Here is a 25,426-nt window from a genome sequence, read left to right as displayed (position 1 = left end):
CGTCGAACCTAGGACCGGGGTGTTGAGCCGCTGTTTCGGCGTGTAACAGCCGTGAAAACCCTCGCGGCGCGCGATCCGGGCCGAGCCCTACACTGCGCGGGTGCCCGCCGCCGTCGTGATCCTCGCCGCGGGCTCCGGCACGCGGGTGGGCGCGGACACCAACAAGGTGCTGCTGCCACTCGGCGACCGGCCGTTGCTCGCGTGGTCGGTGCTGGACGCGCTCGCCCTCCCCGACGTACGCCGGGTGCTGGTGGTGGTCCGGCCGGGCGAGGGCGACGTGGTCGCGGCAGCCCTGGCCCCCCACCTCGGCACCGGCGAGATCGGGATCGTCGAGGGCGGCGCGACGCGGCACGGCTCGGAGGCCAACGCGCTGCGGGCCCTCGCCCCCGAGGTCGAGAGCGGTGCGATCGACGTGATCGCGATCCACGACGGTGCGCGACCGCTCGCGGGCCGTGCGCTGTTCACGGCCACCATCGACGCGGCCCGAGACCACGGCGGCGCGATCCCGGTGGTGCCCCTGCGCGGGCTCCTCGCCCTGGACGGGCGGGCCCTGCCCGAGCTCGACGGCGTGCAGACACCGCAGGCCTTCCGGGCACGCGAGCTGCTCGCGGCGTACGCCGGCGCGGACACCGACGGGTTCGACGGCACCGACACCGCCGCCTGCTGGAGCCGCTACACCGACCTGCCGGTGATGGCCGTGGGCAGCAGCCCGCGCAACCTCAAGGTCACGTTCCCGGAGGACCTGGAGCTGGCCGACCGCCTGCGGTGAGTGCCTCCAGCACCCGTACGTCGTCCTCCGAGCCGACCCGCCGCGCGGCCGGTGGGGCCTCGACCAGCTCGACGGGGAACCGCCCACGCAGCGCGGCGACGAGCTCGACGAGGTCGTGGGAGGGCAGGTCGTCCAGCGCCGCGACGACGGCGGGTGGCAGCACCACGGGTGAGGCGACCGAGACCACTGAGTCGCGGTCGACGGTCTCGCCGACCATGCCGTCCGCAACGACCTTGACGGTGTCGGTGACCGGTCTGGTGCCGACCACCACGCAGGCGTGATCGACCGCCCGGGCCACGCACGCGGCGATGAACTCAGGCGGGCTCATCGGGCAGAGCGGGTCGTGCACGACGAACGGCTCGCCGGCGCCGGCGATCGACTCCCACGGCGTACCGTCGTCGACCGGCAGCACTCCGGCCTCGCCGAGCGCCCAGGCGGCGCAGGCCACCAGCGCCTCGCCGTGGATCAGCGTGAACGGCAGCGAGCCACGGCCGTCGACGAGCACCGTGCCGAGCGCGGGCGTCGGGTCGTCGGGGACGTCGTACGAATCGTGGGTCATGACGCCCCCAACGTATGACGTCTCGGCCCGGAACACGACGAGGCCCCCGGGTGGAACACCCGGGGGCCTCGATGCGTCAGTGGTGGAGCGTCAGGAAGCGAGCACCTCGTCGAGGAGGGCCTCGGCCTTGTCCTCGTTGGTGTGCTCGGCCAGCGCGAGCTCCGAGACGAGGATCTGGCGAGCCTTGGCCAGCATCCGCTTCTCACCGGCGGACAGGCCGCGGTCACGCTCGCGGCGCCACAGGTCACGCACGACCTCGGCGACCTTCATGACGTCGCCGCTGTGCAGCTTCTCCAGGTTGGCCTTGTAGCGACGCGACCAGTTGGTCGGCTCCTCGACGTGCGCAGCACGGAGGACGTCGAACACACGGTCGAGGCCCTCCTTGTCGACGACGTCGCGGACCCCGACGAGATCGAGGTTGCAGGCGGGCACACGGACCACCAGGTCCTGCTGGGCGACGATACGGAGTACGAGGTACTGCCGGTCCTCTCCCTTGATCTTCCGCATCTCGATGTCCTCGATGACTGCGGCTCCGTGATTCGGGTAAACAACCGTTTCGCCGACGGTGAAAGTCATATGTCAGGTACCCCTTCCTAGGCCCCTATCTTAACACGGGCTGAGAAAGGTCTCCGAGTCGTTTGCGCAGGTCAGGGGCACAATCGGGGGTTGACAGACGGCTTTTGGTGTGATGGCAGGGCCACCCAGGACCCGGCCAGGACCCGGCCGGGACCCACCCAGGACAGCGAATGTCCGCCGCCGGGCGACCTCTGACCGATACTGCGGGGTATGTCGCCGACCCTCCGTCACCGCGTGCGCCGCGGGGCCGCCCCGACCGCCGAGGCTGCACCCGTAGCGGAGCCGGCACCCGAGCCGGCACCCGAGCCGGCACCCGCACGGCGGGCCGAACGCCGCCGTACGGTCGCGCACAGCCTGCCGGTGCTCCTGCTGCGCTCGGCGCACCCACGGCAGGCACTCCTGACGGCGGCCGGGCTCGCGATGGCCGCCGCGCTGAGCGGCCGGCCGGGGCGCGAGGTCGGTCTCGTGCTCGCGACGGTGCTCGTCGGCCAGGCGGTGCTGGGCTGGCACAACGACCTCGTCGACCGGCCGCGTGATGAACGGCGGGCGCCGAGCGGCAAGCCGGTCGGGGACGGCCTGCTCGACCCGGGGACGGGTTGGTTCGCGCTGATCTGCGCCGTGCTGCTGCTGGTGCCGCTGGCGATCTCCAACGGAGTGACGGCCGGCAGCGTCTATCTCGCCACGGTCGCGGTCGGCCTGGTCGGCAACGTGGTGCTGCGCCGGGGCTGGCTCTCCTGGGTGCCCTGGGCGGTGGCGTACGCCGGCTACCCGGCGTTCCTCTCCTACGGCGGCTGGGGCGGTGGGGCCGCGGGTGACCCGCCGCAGCCGGCGATGGTGGCGCTCGCGGCCGCGCTGGGCGTCGGGGTGCACGTGCTGTGCGCGCTGCCGGGGCTGGTGGCCGACCACGAGGACGGTCACCGCCACGTGGCGCTGCGCATCGCCCTGAAGATCGGGGCCACCCGGCTGCTGGTGCTCGCGCTGGGCTGGACGGTGCTCACCGTCGCGGGCCTCCTGGTCGTCGGGAACAGCGTCGGCCTGACCCGCTGAGGCCGCCGAGCCCACAGGCTGAGCACACCGACTGGGGCGTGGTCCGAGCCCCCGGCGCGACCGCTAGGCTGTGCCACGCACCCCGCCGTAGACCCGTGAAGGCCTAGAAGATGCAGCTTCGCCCCTCTGCCCGACTGCTCTCCTCCGTCGGTGCTCTCCTGATTGCCGCGACCCTGACCTCGTGCGGGTTCGACTACGCGACCGACCGGGTCTACACCCCGACCGCCGGCATCAACGCCCGGGACGCGAAGGTCGACGTGCTCAACGCCGTCGTCGTCGCCGACCACGAGGGTGAGGGCGCGTTCGTGGCGTCGTTCGCCAACAACCTCAGCGACCAGGCCGTGAGCGTCGAGTCGCTGGCCGGTGGCGACGGGACGACCCTCACCGCCGACGGCTTCAGCCCGATCGAGGTGCCCGCCGGGCAGCTGGTCAACCTGGCGACCGAGGGCCCGATCACGCTGAAGGGCGACTTCGGCCCGGGCTCGGTCGTGTCGGTGACCATCGGCCTCGACGACGGCGAGACCGTCGACATGTCGGTCCCCGTCGTACCCCCCTGCAACGAGTTCGAGGGCCTCGCCCCCACCCAGTCCGCCGGCTCCTCGAGCGACGCGTACAACTGCGACGCCGAGCCCCCGGTCACCTCAGAACACTGATCCAGACACAGCCAAGGAGAACTTCACATGACCCACACGCTCATCCTGCTCCGCCACGGTGAGAGCGAGTGGAATGCGAAGAACCTCTTCACGGGCTGGGTCGACGTCAACCTCACCGACAAGGGCCGCGCGGAGGCGGTCCACGGTGGTGAGCTGATGCGCGAGGCCGGCGTGCTCCCCGACGTGGTGCACACCTCGGTCCAGCGCCGCGCGATCAACACCGCGTGCCTGGCCCTCGACGCCGCCGACCGCCACTGGATCCCGGTGCGCCGGTCCTGGCGCCTCAACGAGCGCCACTACGGCGCGCTCCAGGGCAAGAACAAGAAGGAGACGCTCGAGGCCTACGGCGAGGAGCAGTTCATGCTCTGGCGCCGCTCCTTCGACGTCCCGCCGCCGCCGATCGAGGAGGACAGCAAGTTCTCGCAGTTCGGGCTGCCGCAGTACGCCGGCCTCGGTGACGAGATGCCGCACACCGAGTGCCTCAAGGACGTCATCGCCCGGTTCCTGCCGTACTGGCAGTCCGACATCATCCCCGACCTCCAGGCCGGTCACACCGTGCTGATCGCCGCCCACGGCAACAGCCTCCGGGCGCTGGTCAAGCACCTCGACGGGATCAGCGACGAGGACATCGCCGGCCTGAACATCCCCACCGGCATGCCGCTCGTCTACGAGCTCGACGACGACTTCCGCCCCACCGGCCCCAGCCGCTACCTCGACCCCGAGGCTGCCGCGGCAGCCGCCGCCGCGGTGGCCAACCAGGGCCGCTAGAACGACGTCGAAGGGCCCCGGATCCAACGGATCCGGGGCCCTTCGACATTCACCTCAGGTGCTCAGGTGCTCGGGTGCCGCGGAGTGAGCTCCCAGGGCTTCCGCAGGCGAAGCCTGCTAGGCGGAAGCCCGAGGATTCTCGCCGGTGACGACGAACACGACACGGTTGGCGACCGAGACGGCGTGGTCGGCGATCCGCTCGTAGTAGCGGCCCAGCAACGCGATGTCGACGGCCGCCTCGACCCCGTGGCTCCAGTCCGCGGAGAGCATGTCGGCGAACGTGCTGCGCCGCAGCTTGTCCATCTCCTCGTCCTCACGAACCAGCGCGAGCGCCTCGTCGACGTCACGGTCGGTGATGATCTTCGAGACCCGGCGGACCATGTCCTCGGCCACGTGGGCCATCCGCTCGATCGTCGGCGAGACGTCGGCGGGTACGGCGAGGTGGGGCACCCGGAGCCGCGCGATCTTGGCGACGTGCACCGACAGGTCGCCCATCCGCTCCAGCTCGCTGACCATCCGCAGCGCGGCGACGACCGTGCGCAGGTCGCTGGCGACCGGCTGCTGCAGGGAGAGCAGCAGGAACGCGGAGTCCTCGACCCGCTCGCGGGCCCGGTCGATCTCGGCGTCGGCGCTGATCACACCCTCGGCGATCGTGGCGTCGCCTGAGAGCAGCGCCTCGGTCGCCAGGCGGACGGCGGTCTCGACGTTCTCGCAGATGCTCGCCAGGTCGGCGAACATGCCGTCGAGCTGTTCGTGGAAGGCCTCTCGCATGCGACCAGCCTAGGTGGACCAGGTGACCGGCTGGGGCCGGTACGTGAACGAGGGGTGAATATCGCGAAGCCGCGGCTCCGTGGGGCGAACTCACGGTGAAATGGCTCGTACGATTCAGGGGTGGATGCGACGACGCAGGCGTTCCTCGCCGCGCTCATCGGAGCCGTCGTCGCCGGCGGCGCGGTGCTGGCGTGGAGCCTCAGCGACCGTCAGCAGCACCACAACCAGCCGATCGAGGAGCCGGTGGTCCCCGTGGGGGTCGCCGCGGTGCTCTCGGTCCTGCGCAGCAGCGCGGTCGTCGTCGACGACGCCGACGTCGTCTTGAAGGCCTCCGCGCCGGCGTACGCGATGGGCCTGGTGCGCGGCACCTCGCTGCTGTCCACCGACCTCGCCGACCTCGTGCACCAGGTCCGGCGCGACGGCCAGATCCGTGAGACCGAGCTCCTGATGAGCCGGCCCGGGTTGCCCGCGCGCCACGTCACCGCCCGAGTCGCGCCACTCGGCTCCCGGATGGTGCTGGCCCTGGTGGAGGACCGCACCCGCGAGCGGCGCGTCGAGGCCGTACGCCGCGACTTCGTCGCGAACGTCAGCCACGAGCTCAAGACGCCCGTCGGGGCGATCCGGCTGCTGGCCGAGGCCGTCCACGACGCCGCCGAGGACCCCGAGGCGATCAAGCGCTTCTCGCAGCGGATGCTCACCGAGAGCGACCGGCTCTCCCGCCTGGTGCAGCAGGTCATCGAGCTCTCGCGCCTGCAGGGCGACGAGCCGCTCGAGCAGCCGATGCCGGTCGACCTCGACGAGGTCATCAGGATCGCCGTCGACACCAGCGCGATCGACGCCGACTCCAAGCGGATCTCGATCGTCACGGGCGGCACCCCCCAGCTGCAGGTCTTCGGCAGCGAGGAGCAGGTCACCGCCGCGGTCGCCAACCTGGTGGCCAACGCGGTGTCGTACTCCGACTGCGACGCCACGGTGCTGGTGTCGACCAAGGCCGACGACGACATGATCGAGATCTCGGTCGTCGACCAGGGCATCGGCATCCCCGCCGGCGAGATCGACCGGATCTTCGAGCGCTTCTACCGCGTCGACCCGGCGCGGCACCGGTCCACCGGCGGCACCGGCCTCGGGCTGTCGATCGTCAAGCACGTCGCGGCCACCCACGGCGGTGAGGTCCGCGTGTGGTCCGTTGAGGGCCAGGGGTCTACGTTCACCCTGACCCTCCCCCGTTACTTCTCGGCCCGTTCGACCAACTGGAACCAGGAGGCAGGTCGTTGACCCGCGTACTCGTCGTCGAGGATGAAGAGAGCTACAGCGATGCTCTCGCGTACATGCTGCGCAAGGAGGGCTACGAGGTCGCGATCGCCGCGAACGGCAACGACGCCCTCACCGAGTTCGACCGCAACGGCGCGGACATCGTGCTGCTCGACCTGATGCTGCCCGGCCTGCCCGGCACCGAGGTGTGCCGCCAGATCCGGCAGACCTCCAGCGTCCCGGTGATCATGGTGAGCGCCAAGGACGACGAGGTCGACAAGGTCGTCGGCCTCGAGCTCGGTGCCGACGACTACGTCACCAAGCCGTACTCGCCCCGCGAGCTCGTCGCCCGCATCCGGGCCGTGCTGCGGCGCGGCCAGGAGCCCGACCTCGCGCCCCCGACCCTCGAGGCCGGCCCGGTGCGGATGGACGTCGAGCGGCACGTGGTGACCGTCGACGGCCAGGCCCAGCGGCTGCCGCTCAAGGAGTTCGAGCTCCTGGAGATGTTCCTGCGCAACCCCGGCCGCGTGCTCACCCGCGGCCAGCTGATCGACCGGGTCTGGGGCTCCGACTACGTCGGCGACACCAAGACCCTCGACGTGCACGTCAAGCGGCTGCGCGCCAAGATCGAGCCCGACCCGGGCGAGCCGAAGTACCTCGTCACCGTCCGCGGACTGGGCTACAAGCTCGACGTCTGATCGCGCAGCGATCAGACGTCGCGCGAGCCGACGGCCCAGCGACGCGCGAGGAACGAGCGCGGCGGGTGTGGGCCGGCGGATCGAGCAGGACCGCCGCTGAGGCACGAAGCGGCGACGGACGTGCGAGATCTGACGTCGCGCGCGCCGACGGCCCAGCGACGCGCGAGGAACGAGCGCGGCGGGTGTGGGCCGGCGGATCGAGCAGGACCGCCGCTGAGGCACGAAGCGGCGACGGACGTGTCGAGATCTGACGTCTGATCGCGCAGCGATCACACGTCGCGCGCGCCGGTAGCTCCCGGGGTGGAGGCCACGCCCCACCCATCGGGGACCGTCGGGGTGGACACGTCACGCCCCACCCATCGGGGACCGTCGGGGTGGACACGTCACCGCCCGCCGGGCCGGTCCCGGACCAGCGGTGGACGATCCACCTCGGGGCGGGCCGTCGGGGTGGACACGTCACCGCCCGCCGGGTCGGTCCCGGACCGGAGGTGGACGATCCACCTCGAGGCGGACCGTCGGGGTGGACACCTCACCGCCCGCCGGGTCGGTCCCGGGCCAGCGGTGGACGATCCACCTCGGGGCGGGCCGTCGGGGTGGACACGTCACCGCCCGCCGGGTCGGTCCCGGGCCGGCGGTGGATGATCGACCTCGAGGACGCACACGCCTCACCCCAGGAGCGGGTACGCCGGCTCCGCGGACGGCAGCCGGCCGGTGGCGCGCAGGATCGCCTCGGCGTCGTCGGGTCCCTCGGGCAGCGGGCCACCGTACAGGCCCTCGAGCACCCGGCGGGTGTGGGCGAGCGCGGCGTCCGGCGGGGCGCCGGGGACCTCCAGCGTGAGGTCGAGCAGGTGCACGGTGGCCTCCACGACCAGGGTCGAGGCCAGGTCGGCGACGCTGATCACGTGGCCCTGGGTCTCGACCCGCTGCTCGGGCGCGGCGGACGACACCGCCCGCACGACGGCGCCCGACGTGGACCGCCACCAGTCGACGAGCCCGGCGGGGTCCTCGAACGCCGCCGCCGCGCGCACCACGAACGCCGCGTGCGCGGCACCACCGTCGCCTTCTGAGGGCCGCCACGGGTGCCAGTACGTCACCTCGTCCACGTCGGCCGGGGCCGACGTCGGCGAGGCCAGCGCGATCAGCGCGCGCTGGGCGTCGAGCAGCTGGTGGTAGAGCAGCTCCCGCAGGTCCCACGCCGCCGCGCGCGTCGGGCGCCGGAAGCCACTCTCGTCGACGTCCGAGACCGCCGACGTGATCGCGCCGTACACCTCACCGAGCAGTGTCATGGGGCCGATGGTCTCGCGATCAGCAGCTCGCCTGCGGCACGCTCGACCCCAGCGGGATGCACTGGGTGGTCCGGACGGGGGTGCCCCGGGACTTGATCCGCCACGAGTCGACGCGGGTGTCGTAGCCGGGTACGGCGAGGGTCACGGTGAGCGTCCGTCCGGGCTTGAGCTGCTTGGCCGCCGAGCCCAGCAGGGTCATCAGGTCGACCGGCTTGGTCAGGCTGCCGTGCGTGGTCACCGGATCGAAGCAGCCGGCGCCGCCACAGGAGACCGTGACCAGGCCGCGGTAGTCGATGGTCGAGCCGTGCGCGGCGGCGTACTCCGGCAGCGTCTGGAACGGCACCTTGCCCACGGTCAGACCGGTCAGCCGCGGCGCGTGGCCCTTCCGCGGCGTCCAGGTGGGCTTGACCTTGGTCGGGACGGTCGTGGCCTGCTGGTTGAGGCCCCACGGCGGGTTCGCGTTCACGATGCGGCCGTCGGCGCAGTTCACGTGCACGTCGGGCCAGCTGGAGCCGGCCCCGTGCGCCGTCAGCGTGTAGGCGCCCGGCGGCAGCTCGGTCCACGCGACCCCGCCGTCCTTGGACGTCTCGGTCACGGACTTGTCGGGGATCACGTTCTCGTTGAAGTACGTCTGCGTGCCGGCCTGCGGGGAGATCGACGCGGTCACGCCCGCGACCCCGTGCGCTCCCCAGCTGATGAAGTCCTGGTAGCTCACCCCGCGGACCTGCTTTGTGCTCACCGTGCTGACGACCACGCACTGCGCGGGATAGCCCGCGTCGTTCTTGTCGATCCCGAGCACCAGCGCGAGCAGGCCCATCACCTGCAGGGTCGGCGTCTGGAAGTTGACGTTGACCAGGTCCTGGCCGTCGGTGGTGAAGGTCTGCAGGTAGATCGTGCCGTAGCCGTCCTTGGTGATGTACGGCGTCACCTGGGCGCCGTCGGGGACGTCAAGGGTGTAGGTACCGTCGTCGGCGACCGTGGTGGTGAGCGACGGGTCCTCCAGGACGTGCACGACCGCGCCGCCCAACAGGTTCTTCACGGTGTTGAACTCGTACGCCGTGCCGCTGATCGTCACCGTCCCCTCGTCGGCGGTCGCTGTCGAGGTGCCGACGAACGGCATCATGGCCATCCCGAGAGCGAGTGCGGTGAGCGCCGCAGCGCGAGGACGTGACATGGATCGGGACCCTAGTGGCGTGGCGGTGGTGCGTGGCCGGATATCGCAGATTCCCGTCGGAAAACCGCGTGTCCGATGTCGGCGGCCGTCCCTAGGCTGATCCGGTGACGAGCACGACGACACCGACCGCCCCCGCCGCGACCCCGGGGGCCGGCGCGCCCGCGCCCTGGCTACCGGTGACGGCCGTGGCCGTCACGCTGGTCTTCTGGGCCTCGGCGTTCGTCGCGATCCGTCACCTCGGACATGACTTCTCCCCCGGCGCGCTCTCCCTGGGCCGGCTGCTGGTCGGTGCGCTCTGCCTGGGCGTCGTGGCGCTCAGTCGCGGGCTCCCCCGGCCGACCGGCCGGGAGTGGGCCTCGATCGTCGCGATCGGCGTGCTGTGGTTCGGGGTCTACAACGTCGCCCTCAACGAGGGCGAGCACCGCATCGACGCCGGCACGGCCGCGATGCTGATCCAGGTCTCCCCGGTGCTGATCGCGTTCCTGGCCGCGGCGTTCCTCAGCGAGCGGTTCACGCTCTACCTCGGCGTCGGCCTGGCGCTCGCGTTCGGCGGCGTCGGCCTGATCAGCCTCGCGAGCTCCGAGGGCGGCGGCAACGACGTCGTCGGCGTGCTGCTGTGCCTGTTGGCCGCCGTCGTCTACTCCATCAGCCTGATCCTGCAGAAGCCGCTGGTCGCCCGGCTGCCCGCGATCCACGTCACCTGGCTGGCATGCACCGTCGGGGCGATCGCCTGCCTGCCGTTCCTCGGCCAGCTCATCGACGAGGCCGGCGACGCGCCCACCTCCTCGCTGCTGTGGGTGGCCTACCTCGGCGCGTTCCCGACCGCGATCGCGTTCACCACCTACGCGTTCGCCCTGCGCCACATGTCCGCGAGCAGCCTGGGCGTCACGACCTACCTGGTCCCGCCGATCACGATCGTGATGGGCCTGGTGTTCCTCGACGAGACGCCGGCCGCGATGGCGTACGTCGGCGGGGCGCTCGCGCTGGTGGGCGTGGCGGTCGCGCGACGCAAGCCGCGCACGATCGCTGAGGAGGTCTCACCGCCGGCCTGACCGCCGGCCGGGCATCGAGATGCCCCCGATCGGGAACGACCGGCCATGAGCTCCTCCACGCAGGGCCCGGTGGCGCGCTACACGGCGCTGGCGCGGCTGCTGGTCCGGCACCGGCGTACCGACCTCCTGACGGGGCTGGGGTTCGACGGGTTCCCCCGCGACGACGACGCACCCGAGGGCGACGAGGAGCTCGCGGAGCGGTTCGCCGCCGACCTGGAGGAGCTCGGGCCGACGTTCATCAAGCTCGGCCAGCTCCTCTCCACCCGGTTCGACCTCCTGCCCCCGGCGTACACCACGGCGCTGAGCCGGCTCCAGGACGACGCGGAGCCGGTCGACTTCGAGACCGTGCGGGAGGTGGTGGAGGCCGAGCTGGGCGGCGACGTGAAGGACCTGTTCGGCTCCTTCGACCGGGAGCCGGTCGGGGCGGCGTCGCTGGGCCAGGTGCACTTCGCGACGCTGCGCAACGGGCGGGAGGTCGCGGTCAAGGTGCAGCGGCCGGGCATCCGCGACCAGGCGCGTGAGGACATGGAGACGCTCGCCCGGCTGGCCGGGCTCGCGGACCGGCACACCGACGTCGGACGGCACTTCGGGTTCGAGCGGTTGCTGGCGCAGTTCCGGCGCTCGCTCAGCGGCGAGCTGGACTACCGCCGCGAGGCGCGCAACCTGCAGCGCTTCCACGAGCTCACCGCGGAGTACGACCTGCTCCTGGTCCCGGCGCCTGTGCCGGAGCTCTCCACCTCGCGCGTGCTGACGATGGACCGCGTCGACGGCCGCAAGGTGACCGACGTGGGGCCGTTGGGGCTGCTCGACCTCGACGCCCGGCCGATGGTGGAGCAGCTGTTCAACTGCTACCTCGACGCGATGCTGCGGCACGGCTTCCTGCACGCGGACCCTCACCCGGGCAACGTGTTGATCACCGACGACGGACGGCTCGCGCTGCTCGACCTCGGCATGGTGACCTCGATCGCGCCGCGGCTGCGCGACCAGGTCATCAAGCTGCTGGTGGCGCTCGGGGACGGTGACGGCGACGAGGCGGCTGCCGTGCTCGCGGGGCTCGGGCACCCGCTGCCGGACTTCGACGCGGCGGCGTTCCGCTCCGACGTGGGCCACCTGGTCTCCGAGGCGACCAGCGCCGGACCCGACGTACAGGCCGGCTCGACGCTGGTACAGCTGAGCCAGGTCTCGGGCCGGCACGGGCTGCGTCCCCCGGCCGAGATGTCGATGGTCGGCAAGGCGCTGCTGAACCTCGACCACACGACGCTGCACCTCGACCCCGACTTCGACCCCGCGGCCGCGGTGCGCGACAGCCTGGCGACCCTGCTGCGCAGCGGACTCTCGATCAGCGCAGCCGGGGTGATGAGCGCGGCCCTGGAGGCCAAGGAGTTCACCGCGAACCTGCCGCGACGCGGCAACCGCATCCTCGACGCGCTCGCCGAGGGCGAGCTGAGCATCCGGGTGCACGCCATCGACGAGGAGCGGCTGCACACCGTGCTGCACCGGGTCGCGAACCGGCTCACGCTGGGCATCGTGATCGCCGCGACCGTGCTGGGCGCTGCCCTGATGATGCGGGTGCAGACCGACCACCGGGTGCTCGGCTATCCCACGGTCGCGATGGCGTTCTTCGTGTTCGCCGTGCTCGGCGGTGTCGCGCTCGCCGTGTGGGTGCTGCTCACCGACCGGCGGGTGGCCCGGGAGCGACGCCAGGACCCGGGCAGCTGATCCGACCACGTCGAGTCGTGAGTTCTGACGGTTGAGTCGGGACTTCCGACTCGACGTGTCACCGACGATCTCGCCGCCGGCACGAGCCTGCACAACCTGCCATGCTGAGCTGCATGGATGTCGTCGCGACCGTGCTGGTGGCCCTGGTCGCCGCGCTGCACCTGTACTTCCTGGTGCTCGAGATGGTCCTGTGGACCAAGCCCGCGGGTCGCCAGGCGTTCGGCCTGGAGGCCGAGTTCGCCGAGGCGACGAAGACGCTCGCGGCCAACCAGGGGCTCTACAACGGCTTCCTGGTCGCCGGCCTCGGCTGGGCGGCGATCGCGCAGCGACTGGACCTCGGGGTCTTCTTCCTCGCCTGCGTCATCGTCGCAGGAGTGTTCGGAGCGGTGACGGTCAGCATGCGGATCCTGCTGGTGCAGGCCGTTCCCGCGCTCCTCGCCCTGGTCGCGGTCCTGACCGCCTGGTGACGCCTGGCGTCGATCCGGGAGCTCCGTACGTCGAGTCGTGAGGTCTGGAGCTGTCCGCACCCCCGACTCGATCGTCAGAACCACCGACTCAACGATCAGTTGTCACGACTCGACGTGGGTGGGGGGATCGTCGTCGGACTCCAGCCAGCCGCGGAACGCCTCGAGGTTGTGGGTGGGCTCCCCGCGCAGCGTGCGCCACTCCCACTCCTTGCGGATCGAGGAGCCGAACCCGAGCTCGAGGATCGTGTTGAACGACTCGTCGGCGTAGGTGAGCACCGACCCGAGCAGCCGGTCCAGCTCCTCGGCGGTGACCGCGCTCAGCGGGAGCCGGCCGTCGAGGTAGATGTCGCCCAACCGGTCGAGCGCGAAGGAGACGCCGTACATCCGCAGGTTGCGCTGCAGCAGCCAGCGGTAGACGCCCTCGTGGTTCTCGTCGGGGTTGCGGCACACGAACGCGTGCACGCCGAGCGCGTGGGTGCCGACGTCGAGGCGTACGGCGGTCTGCAGCTTCTTCTCCCCGGGCAGCGAGAACGAGAAGACGCCCTCGGAGACCTCCTCGGCCTCGAGGTCGTTGGCCGCGAGGTAGTCGCGGACGGCCTGTCGGGGGTCCAGTCCGTCGCTTGGGCTCACACCGTCTCCCGGATCGCGACGCGGGCCCGCTCGTAGACCTCGAGCGTCTGCTTCGCGGTGTGCTCCCACGAGAACAGCTGGGCCTGCTCGAGGGCCCCCCGCGCCAGGCGGGCACGCAACGCGTCGTCCTCGACGACGCTGCGCAGGGCCCGCGCCCAGGCCCCCGGTTCGTGGCCGTCGACGAGCAGCCCGCTGCGGCCGTCGCGGACCACGGTCGTCAGCCCGCCCACCGCCGCGGCGACGACCGGGGTGCCGGTGGCCTGGGCCTCGGCGGCGACCAGCCCGAAGGACTCGTTGTACGACGGCACCGCCACCAGGGTCGCGGCCGCGCACCACCGCGCCAGCTCCTGCTGGGACACCGGGGGCACGAACCGGACCACGCCGTCGGGCCCGTCGAGCCCGAGCTCCCCGGCCAGCTGGGCCAGAGACTCGGGGTGGTCGAGGCCGCTGCCCGAGGGGCCGCCGACGATCGGGACGACCAGTCGTGACCGCAGGTGCGGGGCCTGGGCGAGCAGCTCGGCGACCGCCCGCAGCAGCACGTCGGGGGCCTTCAGCGGCTGGATCCGTCCGGCGAACAGCAGCACCGACGCGTCCACCGGCAGACCGAGACCGGTCCGCGCCGCGGCCTGGTCCGCGGGCCGGAACAGCTCCAGGTCGACACCGGGGTGGACGACCTCGACCCGGCCCGGGTCGGCGTCGTACAGGTTGATCAGCTGCTTGGCCTCGAGGTCGGTGTTGGCCACCAACATGTCGGCGGCCTCGACGACCTGCTCCTCACCGATGATCCGGGCGGCGGGCTCGGGGGTGTCGCCCTCGGCGAGGGCGTCGTTCTTGACCTTCGCCATCGTGTGCATCGAGTGCACCAGCGGCACGCCCCACCGGTCGCGAGCCAGGGCGCCGACCTGCCCGGAGAGCCAGTAGTGGGAGTGCACGACGTCGTAGTGCCCGACCGGCTGGGCGGCCTCGGCTCGCAGCACCTCGCGGGCGAACACACAGAGCTGACCGGGCAGCTCGGCCTTCGTGAGCCCCTCGAACGGGCCGGCGTGGATGTGCCGCACCGTGACGCCGTCAGAGGCCTCGACCACGGGGGCGAGGGACGAGCTGGTGGCGCGCGTGAAGATGTCGACCGCGATGCCCTGCGCGGCCAGCCGCTTGGACAGCTCGATCACGTAGACGTTCATCCCACCGGCGTCGCCGGTGCCGGGCTGGTCGAGGGGCGAGGTGTGCAGGCTGACCATCGCCACACGCCGGATCGGTTCCACAGCCACCTCTTGCTCGTCGGGTCCAACCGGGGTGAACACTCACCGGCCCGGTTTGATTCCCCTCAGCAGGTGCCCGGAGCGGTCACCGGGCATGCGAGCCGCGGTTGCGCCGCGCCGGAGGGGCCGAGTGGCTCGGCTCGACCGAGTCCGTACGACGGCCGCCACGTGCCAGCGCCACGAGCGACACGACCAGCATCAGCGCCCCGAAGACCGCGTCCACCGCCACCGCGTTGCCGCCGACGCGCACCATCTGGAGCACCGATCCCACGAGGATCGCGAAGCACACCGACACCAGCACTCGAAGCCAGGTCGCGCTGCGGCTCACCAGGCTGGCGCCGGCGCTCAGGACGGCGATCGTCAGCAGCGCCACCCCCGCCCAGGTGAGGGCGTCGACGAGCGCGCCGCCGGCGTCGACCCGGTCGGCGACGTACGCCGCCAGCCAGCACAGGCCCCCGAGCGCCCCGGCTACTGCAGCAGGCACACGCATGCCTGACCCCTTCCGACGACAGGCCAGTGTGCCATCGCGGCGGGATCGTCCACCACAATGGCCCGGTGACCAGTTCTCGCACCGCCGTCGTCACCGGAGCCAGCAGCGGCATCGGTGCCGCCACCGCCCGCCGCCTGGCCGCGGAGGGATTCCACGTGTTCTGCGCCGCCCGTCGACGCGACCGGATCGAGGCCCTCGCCGCCGAGATCGGGGGTACGCCGGTCGAGTGCGACGTGACCTCCCAGGCGTCCGTGGCCGCGCTTGCCGACGTGGTCGGCGAGCGCCTCGACGTACTCGTCAACAACGCCGGCGGCGCGTTCGGATCCGCCCCGGTCGCGGCGGCGGACACCGAGGACTGGCGCCACATGTACGAGGTCAACGTGATCGGCCTGATGCAGGTCACCCGCGCGCTGCTGCCCGCCCTGGTCGCCAGCGGCGCCGGAGCGATCCTCAACGTCGGCTCGACCGCGGGCCGGATCGCCTATGAGGGCGGCGGGGGCTACACCGCGGCCAAGCACGGCACCCAGGTCGTCACCGAGACGCTGCGGCTGGAGCTGTGGGACCAGCCGGTGCGCGTGATGGAGATCGCGCCCGGGATGGTCAAGACCGACGAGTTCGCGCTGGTGCGCTTCGGCGGTGACCAGGCCCGGGCCGACGCGGTGTACGCCGGCGTCGCCGAGCCGCTCAGCGCCGAGGACGTCGCCGACGCCATCGGCTGGATGGTCACCCGCCCGGCGCACGTCAACATCGACGAGCTGGTCATCAAGCCCCGCGCCCAGGCCGCCCAGCACAAGATCCACCGCCAGGGCTGAGCCCGCGTCTGGCGTGTCGCCTTCGACGCGACTCCGCGGTGTCCACAGGCCACAGCTCGGGGCAGTTCGGCTCCCTCTGCTCGATCCAGTCGTGACCTCCGGCATGCCGCCCCGAACCGCCCCGCCCGGTGGCCGCCTCAGCCCCCCACGAGCACCGGCCGCGCGGTCACCACCCGCAACGGCTCCGCCGCACCCGGGATCGTCACCGTTCCGTCCACATGCCGCCACCCACCGGCCCCGACCCGGAAGTCCGCCGCATACGTCGTGTCCACACTCACTGCCACCCGCCCCTTGGACACGTATCGGTGCGTGATCTCCAGATCCGGATACGCCGACCCCGCCGAGCTCGTCTGCTCCGAGGTCCCATCCCCATAACACCACACAAACGACTCCGGCCAGATCCGCAGCTGCACCCGCTGCCCCAACAGGTGCACCACCCGCGTGAACCCACCCTGCTCGGTGTAGAAGTTCGTCTCGAAGTTCACCAGGGTCCGCCCACCCGGCGGCTGCACCACCAACTCCGACGCCGGCAACGGAACCCGCCGAAACGCCGCCAACACCAACCCCGGCGTCACCACCGGCGGAGCCGCCACCGCATCCTCCGGACAGTTGCTGCGGAGGTCGAGCATGTTGCCATCTGGAGTCTGGAACCACGTGTAGACCATCACCGTGCCGTCGTCGCAGGTCGCCGGCTCCGCACAGGTTTCCAGGCCGCCAAGTTCACACTTCACCTGCTGGTGCCAGGAGCCCGGTATCTCCGCTGCCGGAGAGGAATCCGACGCAGATTGCGAACTGCCGTCCAGTGCCTCCTGACCAGAGACGGTGAAGGCCGTATCCGCCGGCGCGACTGGGTCCGCAGAGGCCACCGTTGAAGCGGCTGTCAGGGCAAGCAGAGCCGCGGCCGCAGTGGCCGGGAGCCGGATCACTTCTTGCTCCAATAGGTCATCGTCCAGCCGCCGTGCGCGGACCTGATGACAGCGCGCATGTGACTGCGACCGGCTGGGAAGACGCGATCATCCTTCGTCCCCGGGTAATCGACCACTTGTCGGGTCGTAGAGAGAGCGAACTCGACGATCGCCTCCGTACCGCCATTCTTGATGAACCCAACCTCGACGCCCGAGACCCGTCCCGTTCCGCCGGAGATCACCCCATGAGCCGTGAACACGTTCTTAAGGCCATCGATGCCACCCTGGCAGGCGACGCACTTCGATGACGAGATGTCCCTCAATCCCTCCACGTCCCCCGTCGCCTGGGCGTAGTTGACCATCTCCCAGTAGAACTTCACGAACGCCTCAGCTGAGGCCGCATCGGTGCCTTGCGCAGCGGCCGGCATCGTGGGCTCGACCGGGCCCGACACGGGAGTAGTCGACGGCGAGGTCGGCACCGACGGGGTGGGGTCGGCGAACTTGGGCTGGGGGTCACTGCCGGAGCACGCGCCGAGCGCGAGCACCGACGCGAGCACCGATGTGGTGAGGGCCGTCCGAGACCGGTTCACGGACACGATCATTCCCCGCGGACGACGGATGTGAAACCGGCGTACCGCCATCTGTGGAGAGTCTGACAGGATCGGCCCATGCAGACGATCGGACTCGTCGGCGGCATGAGCTGGGAGAGCAGCGCCGCCTACTACGAGGCACTCAACCAGGGCGTCGAGAAGCGGGTCGGCGGGCTGTCCTCGGCCAAGACCGTGCTGGCGTCGGTGGACTTCGCCGAGGTCACCGCCCTGCAGGAGCAGGAGCGCTGGGACGACGTCGCGGAGATCCTGGCCGGGGCCGCCCGCGGGGTGGAGGCGGCCGGGGCGGACTTCCTGGTGCTGTGCACGACGACGTTCCACCGGGTGGCCGACCAGGTGGCCGACGCCGTCGACATTCCGCTGCTGCACCTCGCCGACGTCGTCGCCGACGCGTGCAAGGCGGAGCGGCTGGACTCGGTCGGGTTCCTCGGGACGACGTTCGCGATGTCCCGGTCCTTCTTCACCGACCGGGTCGCCGCCCACGGGCTGGCCGTCCACGTCCCCGACCCGAAGCACCACGAGATGCTCAACCGGGTCATCTACGACGAGCTGGTGCACGGCAAGGTGCTCGACACCTCGCGGCGTGCGGTCGTCGAGCTCATCGACGAGCTGTGGGACGCCGGCGCGGGCGGGGTGATCCTCGGCTGCACCGAGCTCGAGCTGCTGGTGCACCAGGCCGACGCCGACATCCCGGTGTTCCCCTGCACCACGCTGCACGTGGCCGCCGCGCTCGACCGCGCCCTGGCCTGACGGAGGCGCGTCAGCGGCTCCGTCGTTGGTGGTCGAGCGAGCCGCGCGACTGAGGCACGAAGTCGCGACCGGCGTGTCGAGACCCATCGCCGCAGGGGATCACTGCTCCAGCACCAGCTCCACCAGCCGGGCGAGCTCGGGGGTGAGGTGCTGCTCGGGCACGTCGCCGCAGGAGCCACAGAGGTCGAACGAGTACACATAGCGGTCCGGGTGGGGGTCTCCGGAGCGCACCGCAGCCAGGTCGACCCGGTCGACGAGCGAGGCCACCTCGGGCACCCGTGGGTCGGCGCCGTCGAGATCGAGCTCGCCGGAGGCCCGCAGGCCCGCGAAGCCGCCGGTACGCCGCACCCTCACCCGCCGGGACCCGCCCGTGCCCTCCGCGGATCCCGGGCGACCAGCCGTCCCCGACACACCCACCTGGTCCCAGGCGGACCGCACGGCCTCGGCGTGGGCGCCGGCGGCCGCGACCGTCGCCGCGGCGAACCCCGCGAAGTCGGTGTCCGGCCCGACCGCCCCACCGGTGAGGGCGGCGTACCAGACCCGTCCCGCGCCGTCCCACGTCGAGCCGCCGATCGCCGTGGCGGCGAGCTGGAAGGCCCGGTTGGGGATGCCTGAGTTGAGGTGCACCCCACCGTTGTCGTCGGCGGTGTCGACGTAGTCGCTCATCTGGCCGACCTGCGGGTCGCGGCCCAGCGCGGGGTCGTCGTACGCCGTACCGGGCGCGGCCATGTCGCGCAGCGCCCGCGCGTGCACGCCGGGGACGAAGATCCCCTCCCCGATCAGCCAGTCGGCCTCGGCGGCGGTCTGGCCGAGCAGCCGCTGCTTGAGACAGGCCGCGAACACGTCGGACACCGACTCGTTCAGCGCCCCCGACTGCCCCTGGTAGCGCAGCCCCGCGGTGTGCTCGGTGACCGCGTGCGTGAGCTCGTGCCCGAGCACGTCCACCGGCCGGGTGAACCGCCCGAACACCTTCCCGTCGCCGTCGCCGAACACCAGCTGGGTGCCGTCCCAGAACGCGTTGTCGTAGTCACGGCCGTAGTGCACGGTGAGGCTGACCGGCGCACCCTCACCGTCGTACGACGACCGCCCGTAGACCTCCTCGAACAGCGCGAGCACCCCCGTGATGCCGGTGGCCGCCTCGTCGACCGCCGGGTCACCGGCCTCGGGCGCCCCGGCCGACCGGACCGCGCGGCCGGGCAGGGTCGTGGAGTTGCCCGCGGTGTGCACCGTCCACGGAGGACCGCCGGCCGGGAGGACCGATCGTCGCTCGCCGAGGGGGGTCGTGCGGGCGCTGCGGAGCTGCTCGTCGACGAGCAGGCTCTCGGGCGCGACCAGGCGCAGGAGGTACGGCGGCACGAAGCGGCACGTCATGCCCTCCAGGGTGTCACCCCGCGGTGCGGTCCACCAGCACGCTGTAGCCGAACACCATCGGGCTGGACCCGAACCGCACGAACACCGACGACATCGCCGAGACGCCCGGCGTGGACCGCAACGTCCAGGCGTAGGTGCACGACGGCGTCACCGGCATCGTCACCGAGGTGGTGAAGTCGAGGTCGTTGGAGATCGTCACGGTCGTGACGCCGCTAGGCGCAGCCACGCCGAGGAGCACGCCGGGGTCGGTGACCCGGGTCGCGCCCGCGTTGACCGTCACGCCGATCGCACCGAGGCAGGCACTCGCACCGCCCCCGCCGCCCCCACCGCCGGCGACCGTGACCCCGGGCGAGGCCACGGCGCCCTTGCCGTAGCCGTTGGCGACGACCACGAGGCACCGCAGGCTGGCGCCCGCGTCGGCGGCGACCACGTCGTACGTCGCGCTCGCGGCGCCGGCCACGTCCTTGCCGTTGCGCTGCCACCGGTAGGTCGTCACCAGCTCCGGGATGCCCGACCAGGTGCCGGGGTCGCAGGTGAGGGTCTGGCCGGTGGCCGCCGTGCCGGTCACGACGGGCGCGGTGATGTTGGTGGGCGCATGCCCGGACGGGCCTGCGATGGAGGTCGCGGCCGAGACCGCCTGCGCGCTCCCCTGGGCGTTCGTCGCGACCACCGTGCAGGTCAGCGAGGCACCGACGTCCTCGGAGAGCACGGTGTACGCCGGCCAGGTGGCCAGCGCGATCGCGGTGCCGTTGCGCTTCCACACGTAGGCGTAGCCGAGCCCCGAGCCCGACCAGGCGCCCGGCAGGCAGGTGAGGACCTCGCCGGGGCTGGCCGCCCCGGAGACGATCGGCGCCACGAGGTTGGCCGGCCCGTCGGTGCTCACGCTCACCGGTGCCGAGGCCTGAGCGGCGTTGCCGGCGGCGTTGCTCGCGGTCACCAGGCAGGTCAGTGCGTGACCGGCGTCGGCGGCGACCACGGCGTACGTCGCTCCGACGGCGCCCGCGATCGCGATGCCGTCACGACGCCAGAGGTAGCTGTAGGCGTAGGGACTGCCCGCCCAGCTGCCGACGCCGCAGCCGAGTGTCTGGCCGACCACGGGGCTCCCGGTGATCGTGGGCAGCGACAGGTTCACCGGGCCGGAGCTGGGGGTTCCGGGGATCGAGACGGCCGCGGACGTCTGCTGCGAGCTGCCGGCCGCGTTGGAGGCGGTCACGGTGCACGACAGCGTCCGGCCGGTGTCGGCGGCACTCACGAGGTACGTCGCGCCCGTGGCTCCGGCGATCACGCCGCCGTCGCGCCGCCACTGGTAGGCGTAGCCGAACGGGTTGCCCGACCAGGTGCCCGCGCCACAGGTCAGGGTCTGGCCGACACCGAGCGTGCCGAGGACTGCCGGGGCGGTGAGGTTCACGGGCCCGGCGGCCCCGATGACGACGGCGGCCGAGGCCTGCTGGGCGCTGCCCGCACTGTTGCTCGCGGTCACCACGCAGGTCAGCGCCGACCCGCTGTCGGCAGCCGACACCAGGTACGTCGCGCCCGTGGCGCCGGAGATCAGGCCGCCGTCACGGCGCCACTGGTAGGCGTAGGTGGTGGCGGCGCCGCTGCCGCTGCCGAGCGGGCCTCCGCCGCCGCCGCCCGACCAGCTGCCGGTGCTGCAGGTCAGGGTCTGGCCGACGGCCGGCGTGCCGGAGACCACCGGAGGCGACAGGTTCGTCGGCGCGCCGCCCCCACCGGAACCGGCCACCGTCACCGGGTCGCTGTAGGCCCAGTCGCTCGTCCCCGCGTCGTTCGTGGCACGCACCCGGCAGCCGATCTGGGTGCCGGCGTCCGCCGTGGTCAGGAGGTACGACGAGCCGGTGGCTCCGCCGATGACGCCGCCGTTGCGCAGCCAGGCGCGCTCCCACGTCGACGGCGAGCCCGACCAGGACCCGGTCGAGCAGGTCAGCTGGGCGCCCACTTGGCCGGTCCCGCTGACCACGGGAGGGGAGGTGTTGGAGGGAGCGTCGCCGTCGCCGCCACCGTCGCCGCCACCGTTGCCGCCGGCCCCGGGCCGGACGTCCTTGGCCCAGTAGGTGTAGCCGCTGGTGTTCCACCGCTGCGCCCGGCCGTTGCCGGTGTCGGCGATGAACAGGTCACCGGAGAGCGAGCCGCCGTCCTGGTCGTGCTGGGCGAGCGCGGTCGGGTTGCTGAGCCGCCCGGCCTCACGGCCGGCCCGGGGCGGGTGCCCGAGCGTGCGGTAGAGCGAGAAGTCGTGGTTGGTGTCGGCCAGGTAGACCGCGTTGTTGGCCATGTCGGTCACGACCAGCTGGCCCCACTTGTCGACGGCGATGCCGCCGGGCTCGGGCCGGCTGCCGCCGCCGGGCCGCGGCAGCGTGAACGTCTGCGCCGGCTTGGAGGAGCTCCGCAGCGAGGAGGCCTTGTAGCCGAGGACCTGGCCGCGGTCGGGCACCGCGACGTACAACATCGCCGGCCGGCCGGCCTGCGCGACGCCGTAGGTGATGCCGCGCGGGAAGTCGGCGCCGGGCAGGTCGACGGTCGCCTCGAGGTCGCCGTTGCGGGCATAGACCGAGACGCTGTCGTCACACCGGTTGGCGACGTAGATGCGGCCGCTGTTGACGGTGATGCCGCCGTAGCGTTGCGGGGGCGCGCTCGCGTCGCACTCGCGCACCGGCTGGTGGTCGTAGTGGGCGATCAGCCGCCCGGCCGAGCTGAGCAGCGACATGCCGCTCTCGTAGTCGACCCAGATGTCGTCGCCCGCGGTGACGAAGACGCCGTCGACGGCCTCGTCCTGGTCGAGCGCGATGCCGGGCCTGGCCTTGCCGCTGACCGAGATCCGCTGCAGGACGCCGCCGGTCGCGAACCCGACGTACGACGTGCCGCTGGAGCTCACGCCGATCGCGGTCGGGCTGTCCGCGGTCGCGGCGTACGCCGTCTCGGCGGTCGCCAAGGACGCGGACCCGAGCCCCGCGACGATCATGGCCAGGCCGACGATGCGGCCCAGGGGGGCGTAGCCGCGCACACCCCGACCCTATGCGGGAGCGCGCTCGCGACGGCCCCTCGCCACGAGCGGACTGGACCGGCGGGCTAGTCCTGTCTCAGCCGGCGGGGGCGCGGTCGGGCGGGAACCCGCCGGTGGCGACCGGACCCCACGAGTCGACGCTGATCCGGATCAGCGACTTGCCCTGACGGCGCATGGCCTCGCGGTACTCCTCCCAGTCGGGGTGCTCGCCCGCGATGCAGCGGTAGTACTCGACCAGCCCGTCCTCCGCCTCCGGCGAGGGCATGTCGAGCACCTCCGCGGTGCCGTCGACCTGCACCCAGGCGTCGTCCCACTCATCGGAGAGCACCAGCACGGTGGCGGCCGGGTTGCGGCGCAGGTTCACGGCCTTGGCGCGGTCGGGGTACGTCGAGATCACCACGTGCCCGTCGGCGTCGACGCCCCCGGAGACCGGCGAGAGCTGCGGGCGCCCGTCCGCGCGGGTGGTGACGAGCACCAGGTGGTGGCGGGTGCGGACGAACTCCAGCAGCGCGTCGCGGCTGACGCGGTTGTTCGTGGCGATCTTGGGCATGGGGTCCACGGTAGCCGGGGCGCGAGTTTCGTCGGCCGGCCGACAAAGCTCGTGCTGGGACGACAAAGCTTCGTCGTCCAGGCTCGAGTTTCGTCCGCCGGCTGACGAAACTGGAAGAGGCCTGCCGGACGCCCAGATCGCCGATGTGGGCGGGTACGGCGGCCGCGACTAGACTCGACGAGGCCCTCCGTGGGCCCGCAAGCCTCAGCGCGGCCGCCGCGCTCCCCCATCGAACGGACGCCGTACCTCCATGTCTGACGCCAGCACCCGCACCGCCCGCACCGACCTCCGCAACGTGGCGATCGTCGCCCACGTCGACCACGGCAAGACCACGCTCGTCGACGCGATGCTCCGCCAGGGCGGCGCGTTCACCGCGCACCAGGCCGAGGGCGTGGCCGAGCGCGTGATGGACTCCGGTGACCTCGAGCGCGAGAAGGGCATCACGATCCTCGCGAAGAACACCGCGATCCACTACGCGGGCCCCGCGGGTGGCGGCAAGCCGATGACGATCAACATCATCGACACCCCCGGCCACGCCGACTTCGGTGGCGAGGTCGAGCGCGGGCTGTCGATGGTCGACGGCATCGTGCTGCTGGTCGACGCCTCGGAGGGCCCGCTGCCGCAGACCCGGTTCGTGCTGCGCAAGGCGCTGAACGCCGACATGCCGGTCGTGCTCGTCGTCAACAAGGTCGACCGTGGCGACGCCCGGATCTCCGAGGTGGTCGACGAGACCTACGAGCTGTTCATGGACCTGCTCGACGAGAGCCACGGCCAGGACGCGCTGGACTTCCCGGTCGTCTACGCCTCGGCAAAGGCCGGCCGGGCCTCGCTGACGATGCCGGAGAATGCCGGGCTCCCCGACTCCCCCGACCTCGAGCCGCTGTTCAAGACGATCCTCGAGACGATCCCGGCTCCGACGTACACCGAGGACGCGCCGCTGCAGGCGCACGTCACCAACCTGGACGCCTCGCCGTTCCTCGGCCGCCTCGCGCTCGTGCGGGTGCACGAGGGCACGCTGCGCAAGGGCCAGCAGGTCGCGTGGATGAAGCGCGACGGCACCGTCAAGAACGTCAAGATCACCGAGCTGCTCGTCACCGAGGGCCTCGAGCGCAAGGCCGGCGAGTCCGCCGGCCCGGGCGACATCGTCGCGATCGCGGGCATTCCGGAGATCACGATCGGCGAGACCCTGGCCGACGTCGACAACCCCGTCGCGCTGCCGCTCATCCACGTCGACGAGCCCGCGATCTCGATGACGATCGGCACCAACACCTCCCCGCTGGTCGGCAAGGGCGGCAAGGGCCACAAGGTCACCGCGCGCCTGGTCAAGGACCGCCTCGACGCCGAGCTGGTCGGCAACGTGTCCCTGCGGGTCCTCCCGACCGAGCGCCCCGACGCCTGGGAGGTCCAGGGCCGCGGCGAGCTGGCGCTGGCGATCCTGGTGGAGCAGATGCGCCGCGAGGGCTTCGAGCTCACCGTGGGCAAGCCGCAGGTGGTCACCCGGGAGATCAACGGCAAGGTCCACGAGCCCGTGGAGCGGCTGACGATCGACGCACCCGAGGAGTACCTCGGCACGATCACCGAGCTGCTCGCCTCGCGCAAGGGCCGCATGGAGCAGATGACCAACCACGGCACCGGCTGGGTCCGCATGGAGTTCCTGGTGCCCGCCCGCGGGCTGATCGGGTTCCGCACCGAGTTCCTCACCGACACCCGCGGCACCGGCATCGCCCACCACATCTCCGAGGGCTACGAGCCGTGGGCCGGCGAGATCAAGTCGCGCCAGAACGGCTCGCTGGTCGCGGACCGCCCGGGCGCGGCCACGGCGTACGCGATGACGAACCTGCAGGAGCGCGGCGTGATGTTCGTCGACCCCACCACCGAGGTCTACGAGGGCATGATCGTCGGGGAGAACTCCCGCGCCGACGACATGGACGTCAACATCACCAAGGAGAAGCAGCAGACCAACATCCGGTCCGCCACCTCCGACAACTTCGAGAAGCTGGTGCCGCCGCGCAAGCTCTCCCTCGAGCAGTGCCTGGAGTTCTGCCGCGAGGACGAGTGCGTCGAGGTCACCCCCGAGACCGTCCGCATCCGCAAGGTCGTGCTCGACCAGAACGACCGGGCTAAGACCGCGAGCCGAGCGCGTAAAGCCGCCAAGTGACCCCCCTCGTGGTCACCAGGCGGCCCGGAGCAAGCCTGGGGTCACTTGGCGGCTTTCTGCGAGGCGAGCGGTCGCGCGACGAAGGAG

At 71.9% G+C, this 25,426-nt stretch carries 24 protein-coding genes and 1 pseudogene; 12 read left to right on the top strand and 13 right to left on the bottom strand.

Going from position 1 to position 25,426, the window contains the following annotated elements; all coding sequences use genetic code 11:
* The first annotated feature begins 100 nt into the window (after positions 1-100).
* Positions 101-769: an IspD/TarI family cytidylyltransferase gene (locus tag AC3ANS_RS02435; protein WP_488294579.1), complete on the top strand. Its 669-nt coding sequence runs from the start codon at positions 101-103 to the stop codon at positions 767-769.
* Here AC3ANS_RS02435 and AC3ANS_RS02430 read toward each other — a convergent pair.
* Both AC3ANS_RS02430 and AC3ANS_RS02425 read right to left on the bottom strand, forming a co-directional pair.
* Entirely contained in the window at positions 726-1,328 is a 603-nt protein-coding gene (locus AC3ANS_RS02430; RefSeq protein ID WP_488294578.1) for a 2-C-methyl-D-erythritol 4-phosphate cytidylyltransferase, read from the bottom strand. The genes AC3ANS_RS02435 and AC3ANS_RS02430 overlap by 44 nt on opposite strands.
* Positions 1,329-1,418: 90 nt before the next feature.
* Positions 1,419-1,904, bottom strand: coding sequence for a CarD family transcriptional regulator (locus AC3ANS_RS02425; RefSeq protein WP_011757466.1), 486 nt, complete (start codon positions 1,902-1,904; stop codon positions 1,419-1,421).
* A 210-nt stretch (positions 1,905-2,114) separates the two neighbouring features.
* Between AC3ANS_RS02425 and AC3ANS_RS02420 the strand changes: the two genes are divergently transcribed.
* From AC3ANS_RS02420 to AC3ANS_RS02410, 3 genes are all read left to right on the top strand, one after another.
* On the top strand, positions 2,115-2,951 hold the full coding sequence (locus AC3ANS_RS02420; protein WP_488294577.1) for a UbiA prenyltransferase family protein: 837 nt from the start codon (positions 2,115-2,117) through the stop codon (positions 2,949-2,951).
* A gap of 110 nt (positions 2,952-3,061) precedes the next feature.
* Complete coding sequence (locus AC3ANS_RS02415) at positions 3,062-3,604, top strand: hypothetical protein (protein ID WP_488294576.1); 543 nt, start codon at positions 3,062-3,064, stop codon at positions 3,602-3,604.
* A 27-nt stretch (positions 3,605-3,631) separates the two neighbouring features.
* Positions 3,632-4,372, top strand: a complete 741-nt coding sequence (locus AC3ANS_RS02410; protein WP_488294575.1) for a phosphoglyceromutase — start codon at positions 3,632-3,634, stop codon at positions 4,370-4,372.
* A 117-nt stretch (positions 4,373-4,489) separates the two neighbouring features.
* Here AC3ANS_RS02410 and phoU read toward each other — a convergent pair whose 3' ends face one another.
* Positions 4,490-5,143 carry a phosphate signaling complex protein PhoU gene (phoU, locus tag AC3ANS_RS02405; RefSeq protein ID WP_488294574.1) on the bottom strand — a complete coding sequence of 218 codons (654 nt, stop codon included), beginning with the start codon at positions 5,141-5,143 and terminating at the stop codon, positions 4,490-4,492.
* Between the two features lie 120 nt (positions 5,144-5,263).
* Here phoU and AC3ANS_RS02400 point away from each other — a divergent pair, with 120 nt between their 5' ends.
* On the top strand, positions 5,264-6,418 hold the full coding sequence (locus tag AC3ANS_RS02400) for a sensor histidine kinase (RefSeq protein ID WP_488294573.1): 1,155 nt from the start codon (positions 5,264-5,266) through the stop codon (positions 6,416-6,418).
* Positions 6,415-7,092 carry a response regulator transcription factor gene (locus AC3ANS_RS02395; protein WP_284533172.1) on the top strand — a complete coding sequence of 226 codons (678 nt, stop codon included), beginning with the start codon at positions 6,415-6,417 and terminating at the stop codon, positions 7,090-7,092. The genes AC3ANS_RS02400 and AC3ANS_RS02395 overlap by 4 nt, the downstream gene beginning before the upstream one ends.
* Before the next feature lie 665 nt (positions 7,093-7,757).
* On the opposite strand, the gene AC3ANS_RS02390 is transcribed toward AC3ANS_RS02395, so the two are convergent.
* Together AC3ANS_RS02390 and AC3ANS_RS02385 are read right to left on the bottom strand one after the other, a co-directional pair.
* Positions 7,758-8,378, bottom strand: a complete 621-nt coding sequence (locus AC3ANS_RS02390) for a maleylpyruvate isomerase N-terminal domain-containing protein (protein ID WP_488294572.1) — start codon at positions 8,376-8,378, stop codon at positions 7,758-7,760.
* A 19-nt stretch (positions 8,379-8,397) separates the two neighbouring features.
* Positions 8,398-9,552: a hypothetical protein gene (locus AC3ANS_RS02385; protein WP_488294571.1), complete on the bottom strand. Its 1,155-nt coding sequence runs from the start codon at positions 9,550-9,552 to the stop codon at positions 8,398-8,400.
* A gap of 104 nt (positions 9,553-9,656) precedes the next feature.
* Between AC3ANS_RS02385 and AC3ANS_RS02380 the strand changes: the two genes are divergently transcribed.
* From AC3ANS_RS02380 to AC3ANS_RS02370, 3 genes are all read left to right on the top strand, one after another.
* Entirely contained in the window at positions 9,657-10,604 is a 948-nt protein-coding gene (locus AC3ANS_RS02380) for a DMT family transporter (RefSeq protein WP_488294570.1), read from the top strand.
* Positions 10,605-10,649: 45 nt separating this feature from the next.
* Entirely contained in the window at positions 10,650-12,323 is a 1,674-nt protein-coding gene (locus AC3ANS_RS02375; protein ID WP_488294569.1) for an ABC1 kinase family protein, read from the top strand.
* 113 nt (positions 12,324-12,436) lie between these two features.
* Positions 12,437-12,790, top strand: a complete 354-nt coding sequence (locus tag AC3ANS_RS02370) for a DUF1304 domain-containing protein (protein WP_488294568.1) — start codon at positions 12,437-12,439, stop codon at positions 12,788-12,790.
* A 102-nt stretch (positions 12,791-12,892) separates the two neighbouring features.
* Here the strand turns inward: AC3ANS_RS02370 and AC3ANS_RS02365 are convergent, their stop codons facing one another.
* The 3 genes and pseudogenes from AC3ANS_RS02365 to AC3ANS_RS02355 all read right to left on the bottom strand — a co-directional run bounded on the left by AC3ANS_RS02365 (position 12,893) and on the right by AC3ANS_RS02355 (position 15,169).
* Positions 12,893-13,420 carry a type III secretion system chaperone family protein gene (locus tag AC3ANS_RS02365; protein WP_488294567.1) on the bottom strand — a complete coding sequence of 176 codons (528 nt, stop codon included), beginning with the start codon at positions 13,418-13,420 and terminating at the stop codon, positions 12,893-12,895.
* Positions 13,421-13,443: 23 nt separating this feature from the next.
* A pseudogene (gene mshA, locus AC3ANS_RS02360) lies at positions 13,444-14,658 on the bottom strand (D-inositol-3-phosphate glycosyltransferase); the annotation flags it as partial.
* Positions 14,659-14,764: 106 nt separating this feature from the next.
* On the bottom strand, positions 14,765-15,169 hold the full coding sequence (locus AC3ANS_RS02355) for a hypothetical protein (protein WP_488294566.1): 405 nt from the start codon (positions 15,167-15,169) through the stop codon (positions 14,765-14,767).
* Positions 15,170-15,234: 65 nt separating this feature from the next.
* On the opposite strand from AC3ANS_RS02355, the gene AC3ANS_RS02350 reads away from it, so the two are divergent.
* Positions 15,235-15,981: an SDR family NAD(P)-dependent oxidoreductase gene (locus AC3ANS_RS02350; RefSeq protein WP_488294565.1), complete on the top strand. Its 747-nt coding sequence runs from the start codon at positions 15,235-15,237 to the stop codon at positions 15,979-15,981.
* Positions 15,982-16,118: 137 nt separating this feature from the next.
* On the opposite strand, the gene AC3ANS_RS02345 is transcribed toward AC3ANS_RS02350, so the two are convergent.
* Positions 16,119-16,919: a hypothetical protein gene (locus AC3ANS_RS02345; protein WP_488294564.1), complete on the bottom strand. Its 801-nt coding sequence runs from the start codon at positions 16,917-16,919 to the stop codon at positions 16,119-16,121.
* A complete protein-coding gene (locus AC3ANS_RS02340) occupies positions 16,904-17,527 on the bottom strand; it encodes a DUF6318 family protein (protein ID WP_488294563.1) in 624 nt (207 codons plus the stop codon). Before AC3ANS_RS02340 ends, AC3ANS_RS02345 begins: the two co-directional genes overlap by 16 nt.
* 27 nt (positions 17,528-17,554) lie before the next feature.
* Here AC3ANS_RS02340 and AC3ANS_RS02335 point away from each other — a divergent pair, with 27 nt between their 5' ends.
* On the top strand, positions 17,555-18,244 hold the full coding sequence (locus tag AC3ANS_RS02335; RefSeq protein WP_488294562.1) for an aspartate/glutamate racemase family protein: 690 nt from the start codon (positions 17,555-17,557) through the stop codon (positions 18,242-18,244).
* Positions 18,245-18,343: 99 nt separating this feature from the next.
* Here the strand turns inward: AC3ANS_RS02335 and AC3ANS_RS02330 are convergent, their stop codons facing one another.
* The 3 genes from AC3ANS_RS02330 to AC3ANS_RS02320 all read right to left on the bottom strand — a co-directional run bounded on the left by AC3ANS_RS02330 (position 18,344) and on the right by AC3ANS_RS02320 (position 23,181).
* Positions 18,344-19,615: a protealysin inhibitor emfourin gene (locus AC3ANS_RS02330; protein ID WP_488294561.1), complete on the bottom strand. Its 1,272-nt coding sequence runs from the start codon at positions 19,613-19,615 to the stop codon at positions 18,344-18,346.
* 13 nt (positions 19,616-19,628) lie between these two features.
* On the bottom strand, positions 19,629-22,631 hold the full coding sequence (locus AC3ANS_RS02325) for a hypothetical protein (protein ID WP_488294560.1): 3,003 nt from the start codon (positions 22,629-22,631) through the stop codon (positions 19,629-19,631).
* 76 nt (positions 22,632-22,707) lie between these two features.
* A complete protein-coding gene (locus AC3ANS_RS02320) occupies positions 22,708-23,181 on the bottom strand; it encodes a PPOX class F420-dependent oxidoreductase (RefSeq protein ID WP_488294559.1) in 474 nt (157 codons plus the stop codon).
* Between the two features lie 250 nt (positions 23,182-23,431).
* On the opposite strand from AC3ANS_RS02320, the gene typA reads away from it, so the two are divergent.
* Complete coding sequence (gene typA / locus AC3ANS_RS02315) at positions 23,432-25,339, top strand: translational GTPase TypA (RefSeq protein ID WP_488294558.1); 1,908 nt, start codon at positions 23,432-23,434, stop codon at positions 25,337-25,339.
* The last annotated feature ends 87 nt before the right edge of the window (positions 25,340-25,426 follow it).

The sequence above is a fragment of the Nocardia sp. 149-1B genome (genome assembly GCF_057747975.1).
Note: the sequence above shows the minus strand (reverse complement) of the source record. Positions and strands in the feature narration are given on the sequence as shown.

Excerpts from the sequence above, each read along its gene's own strand:
- AC3ANS_RS02430 (WP_488294578.1), bottom strand. The coding sequence starts at position 1,328 with ATGACCCACGATTCGTACGACGTCCCCGACGACCCGACGCCCGCGCTC.
- AC3ANS_RS02425 (WP_011757466.1), bottom strand. The coding sequence starts at position 1,904 with ATGACTTTCACCGTCGGCGAAACGGTTGTTTACCCGAATCACGGAGCC.
- AC3ANS_RS02420 (WP_488294577.1), top strand. The coding sequence starts at position 2,115 with ATGTCGCCGACCCTCCGTCACCGCGTGCGCCGCGGGGCCGCCCCGACC.
- AC3ANS_RS02415 (WP_488294576.1), top strand. The coding sequence starts at position 3,062 with ATGCAGCTTCGCCCCTCTGCCCGACTGCTCTCCTCCGTCGGTGCTCTC.
- AC3ANS_RS02410 (WP_488294575.1), top strand. The coding sequence starts at position 3,632 with ATGACCCACACGCTCATCCTGCTCCGCCACGGTGAGAGCGAGTGGAAT.
- phoU (WP_488294574.1), bottom strand. The coding sequence starts at position 5,143 with ATGCGAGAGGCCTTCCACGAACAGCTCGACGGCATGTTCGCCGACCTG.
- AC3ANS_RS02390 (WP_488294572.1), bottom strand. The coding sequence starts at position 8,378 with ATGACACTGCTCGGTGAGGTGTACGGCGCGATCACGTCGGCGGTCTCG.
- AC3ANS_RS02385 (WP_488294571.1), bottom strand. The coding sequence starts at position 9,552 with ATGTCACGTCCTCGCGCTGCGGCGCTCACCGCACTCGCTCTCGGGATG.
- AC3ANS_RS02375 (WP_488294569.1), top strand. The coding sequence starts at position 10,650 with ATGAGCTCCTCCACGCAGGGCCCGGTGGCGCGCTACACGGCGCTGGCG.
- AC3ANS_RS02370 (WP_488294568.1), top strand. The coding sequence starts at position 12,437 with ATGGATGTCGTCGCGACCGTGCTGGTGGCCCTGGTCGCCGCGCTGCAC.
- AC3ANS_RS02355 (WP_488294566.1), bottom strand. The coding sequence starts at position 15,169 with ATGCGTGTGCCTGCTGCAGTAGCCGGGGCGCTCGGGGGCCTGTGCTGG.
- AC3ANS_RS02340 (WP_488294563.1), bottom strand. The coding sequence starts at position 17,527 with ATGGCGGTACGCCGGTTTCACATCCGTCGTCCGCGGGGAATGATCGTG.
- AC3ANS_RS02335 (WP_488294562.1), top strand. The coding sequence starts at position 17,555 with ATGCAGACGATCGGACTCGTCGGCGGCATGAGCTGGGAGAGCAGCGCC.
- AC3ANS_RS02330 (WP_488294561.1), bottom strand. The coding sequence starts at position 19,615 with ATGACGTGCCGCTTCGTGCCGCCGTACCTCCTGCGCCTGGTCGCGCCC.
- AC3ANS_RS02320 (WP_488294559.1), bottom strand. The coding sequence starts at position 23,181 with ATGCCCAAGATCGCCACGAACAACCGCGTCAGCCGCGACGCGCTGCTG.
- typA (WP_488294558.1), top strand. The coding sequence starts at position 23,432 with ATGTCTGACGCCAGCACCCGCACCGCCCGCACCGACCTCCGCAACGTG.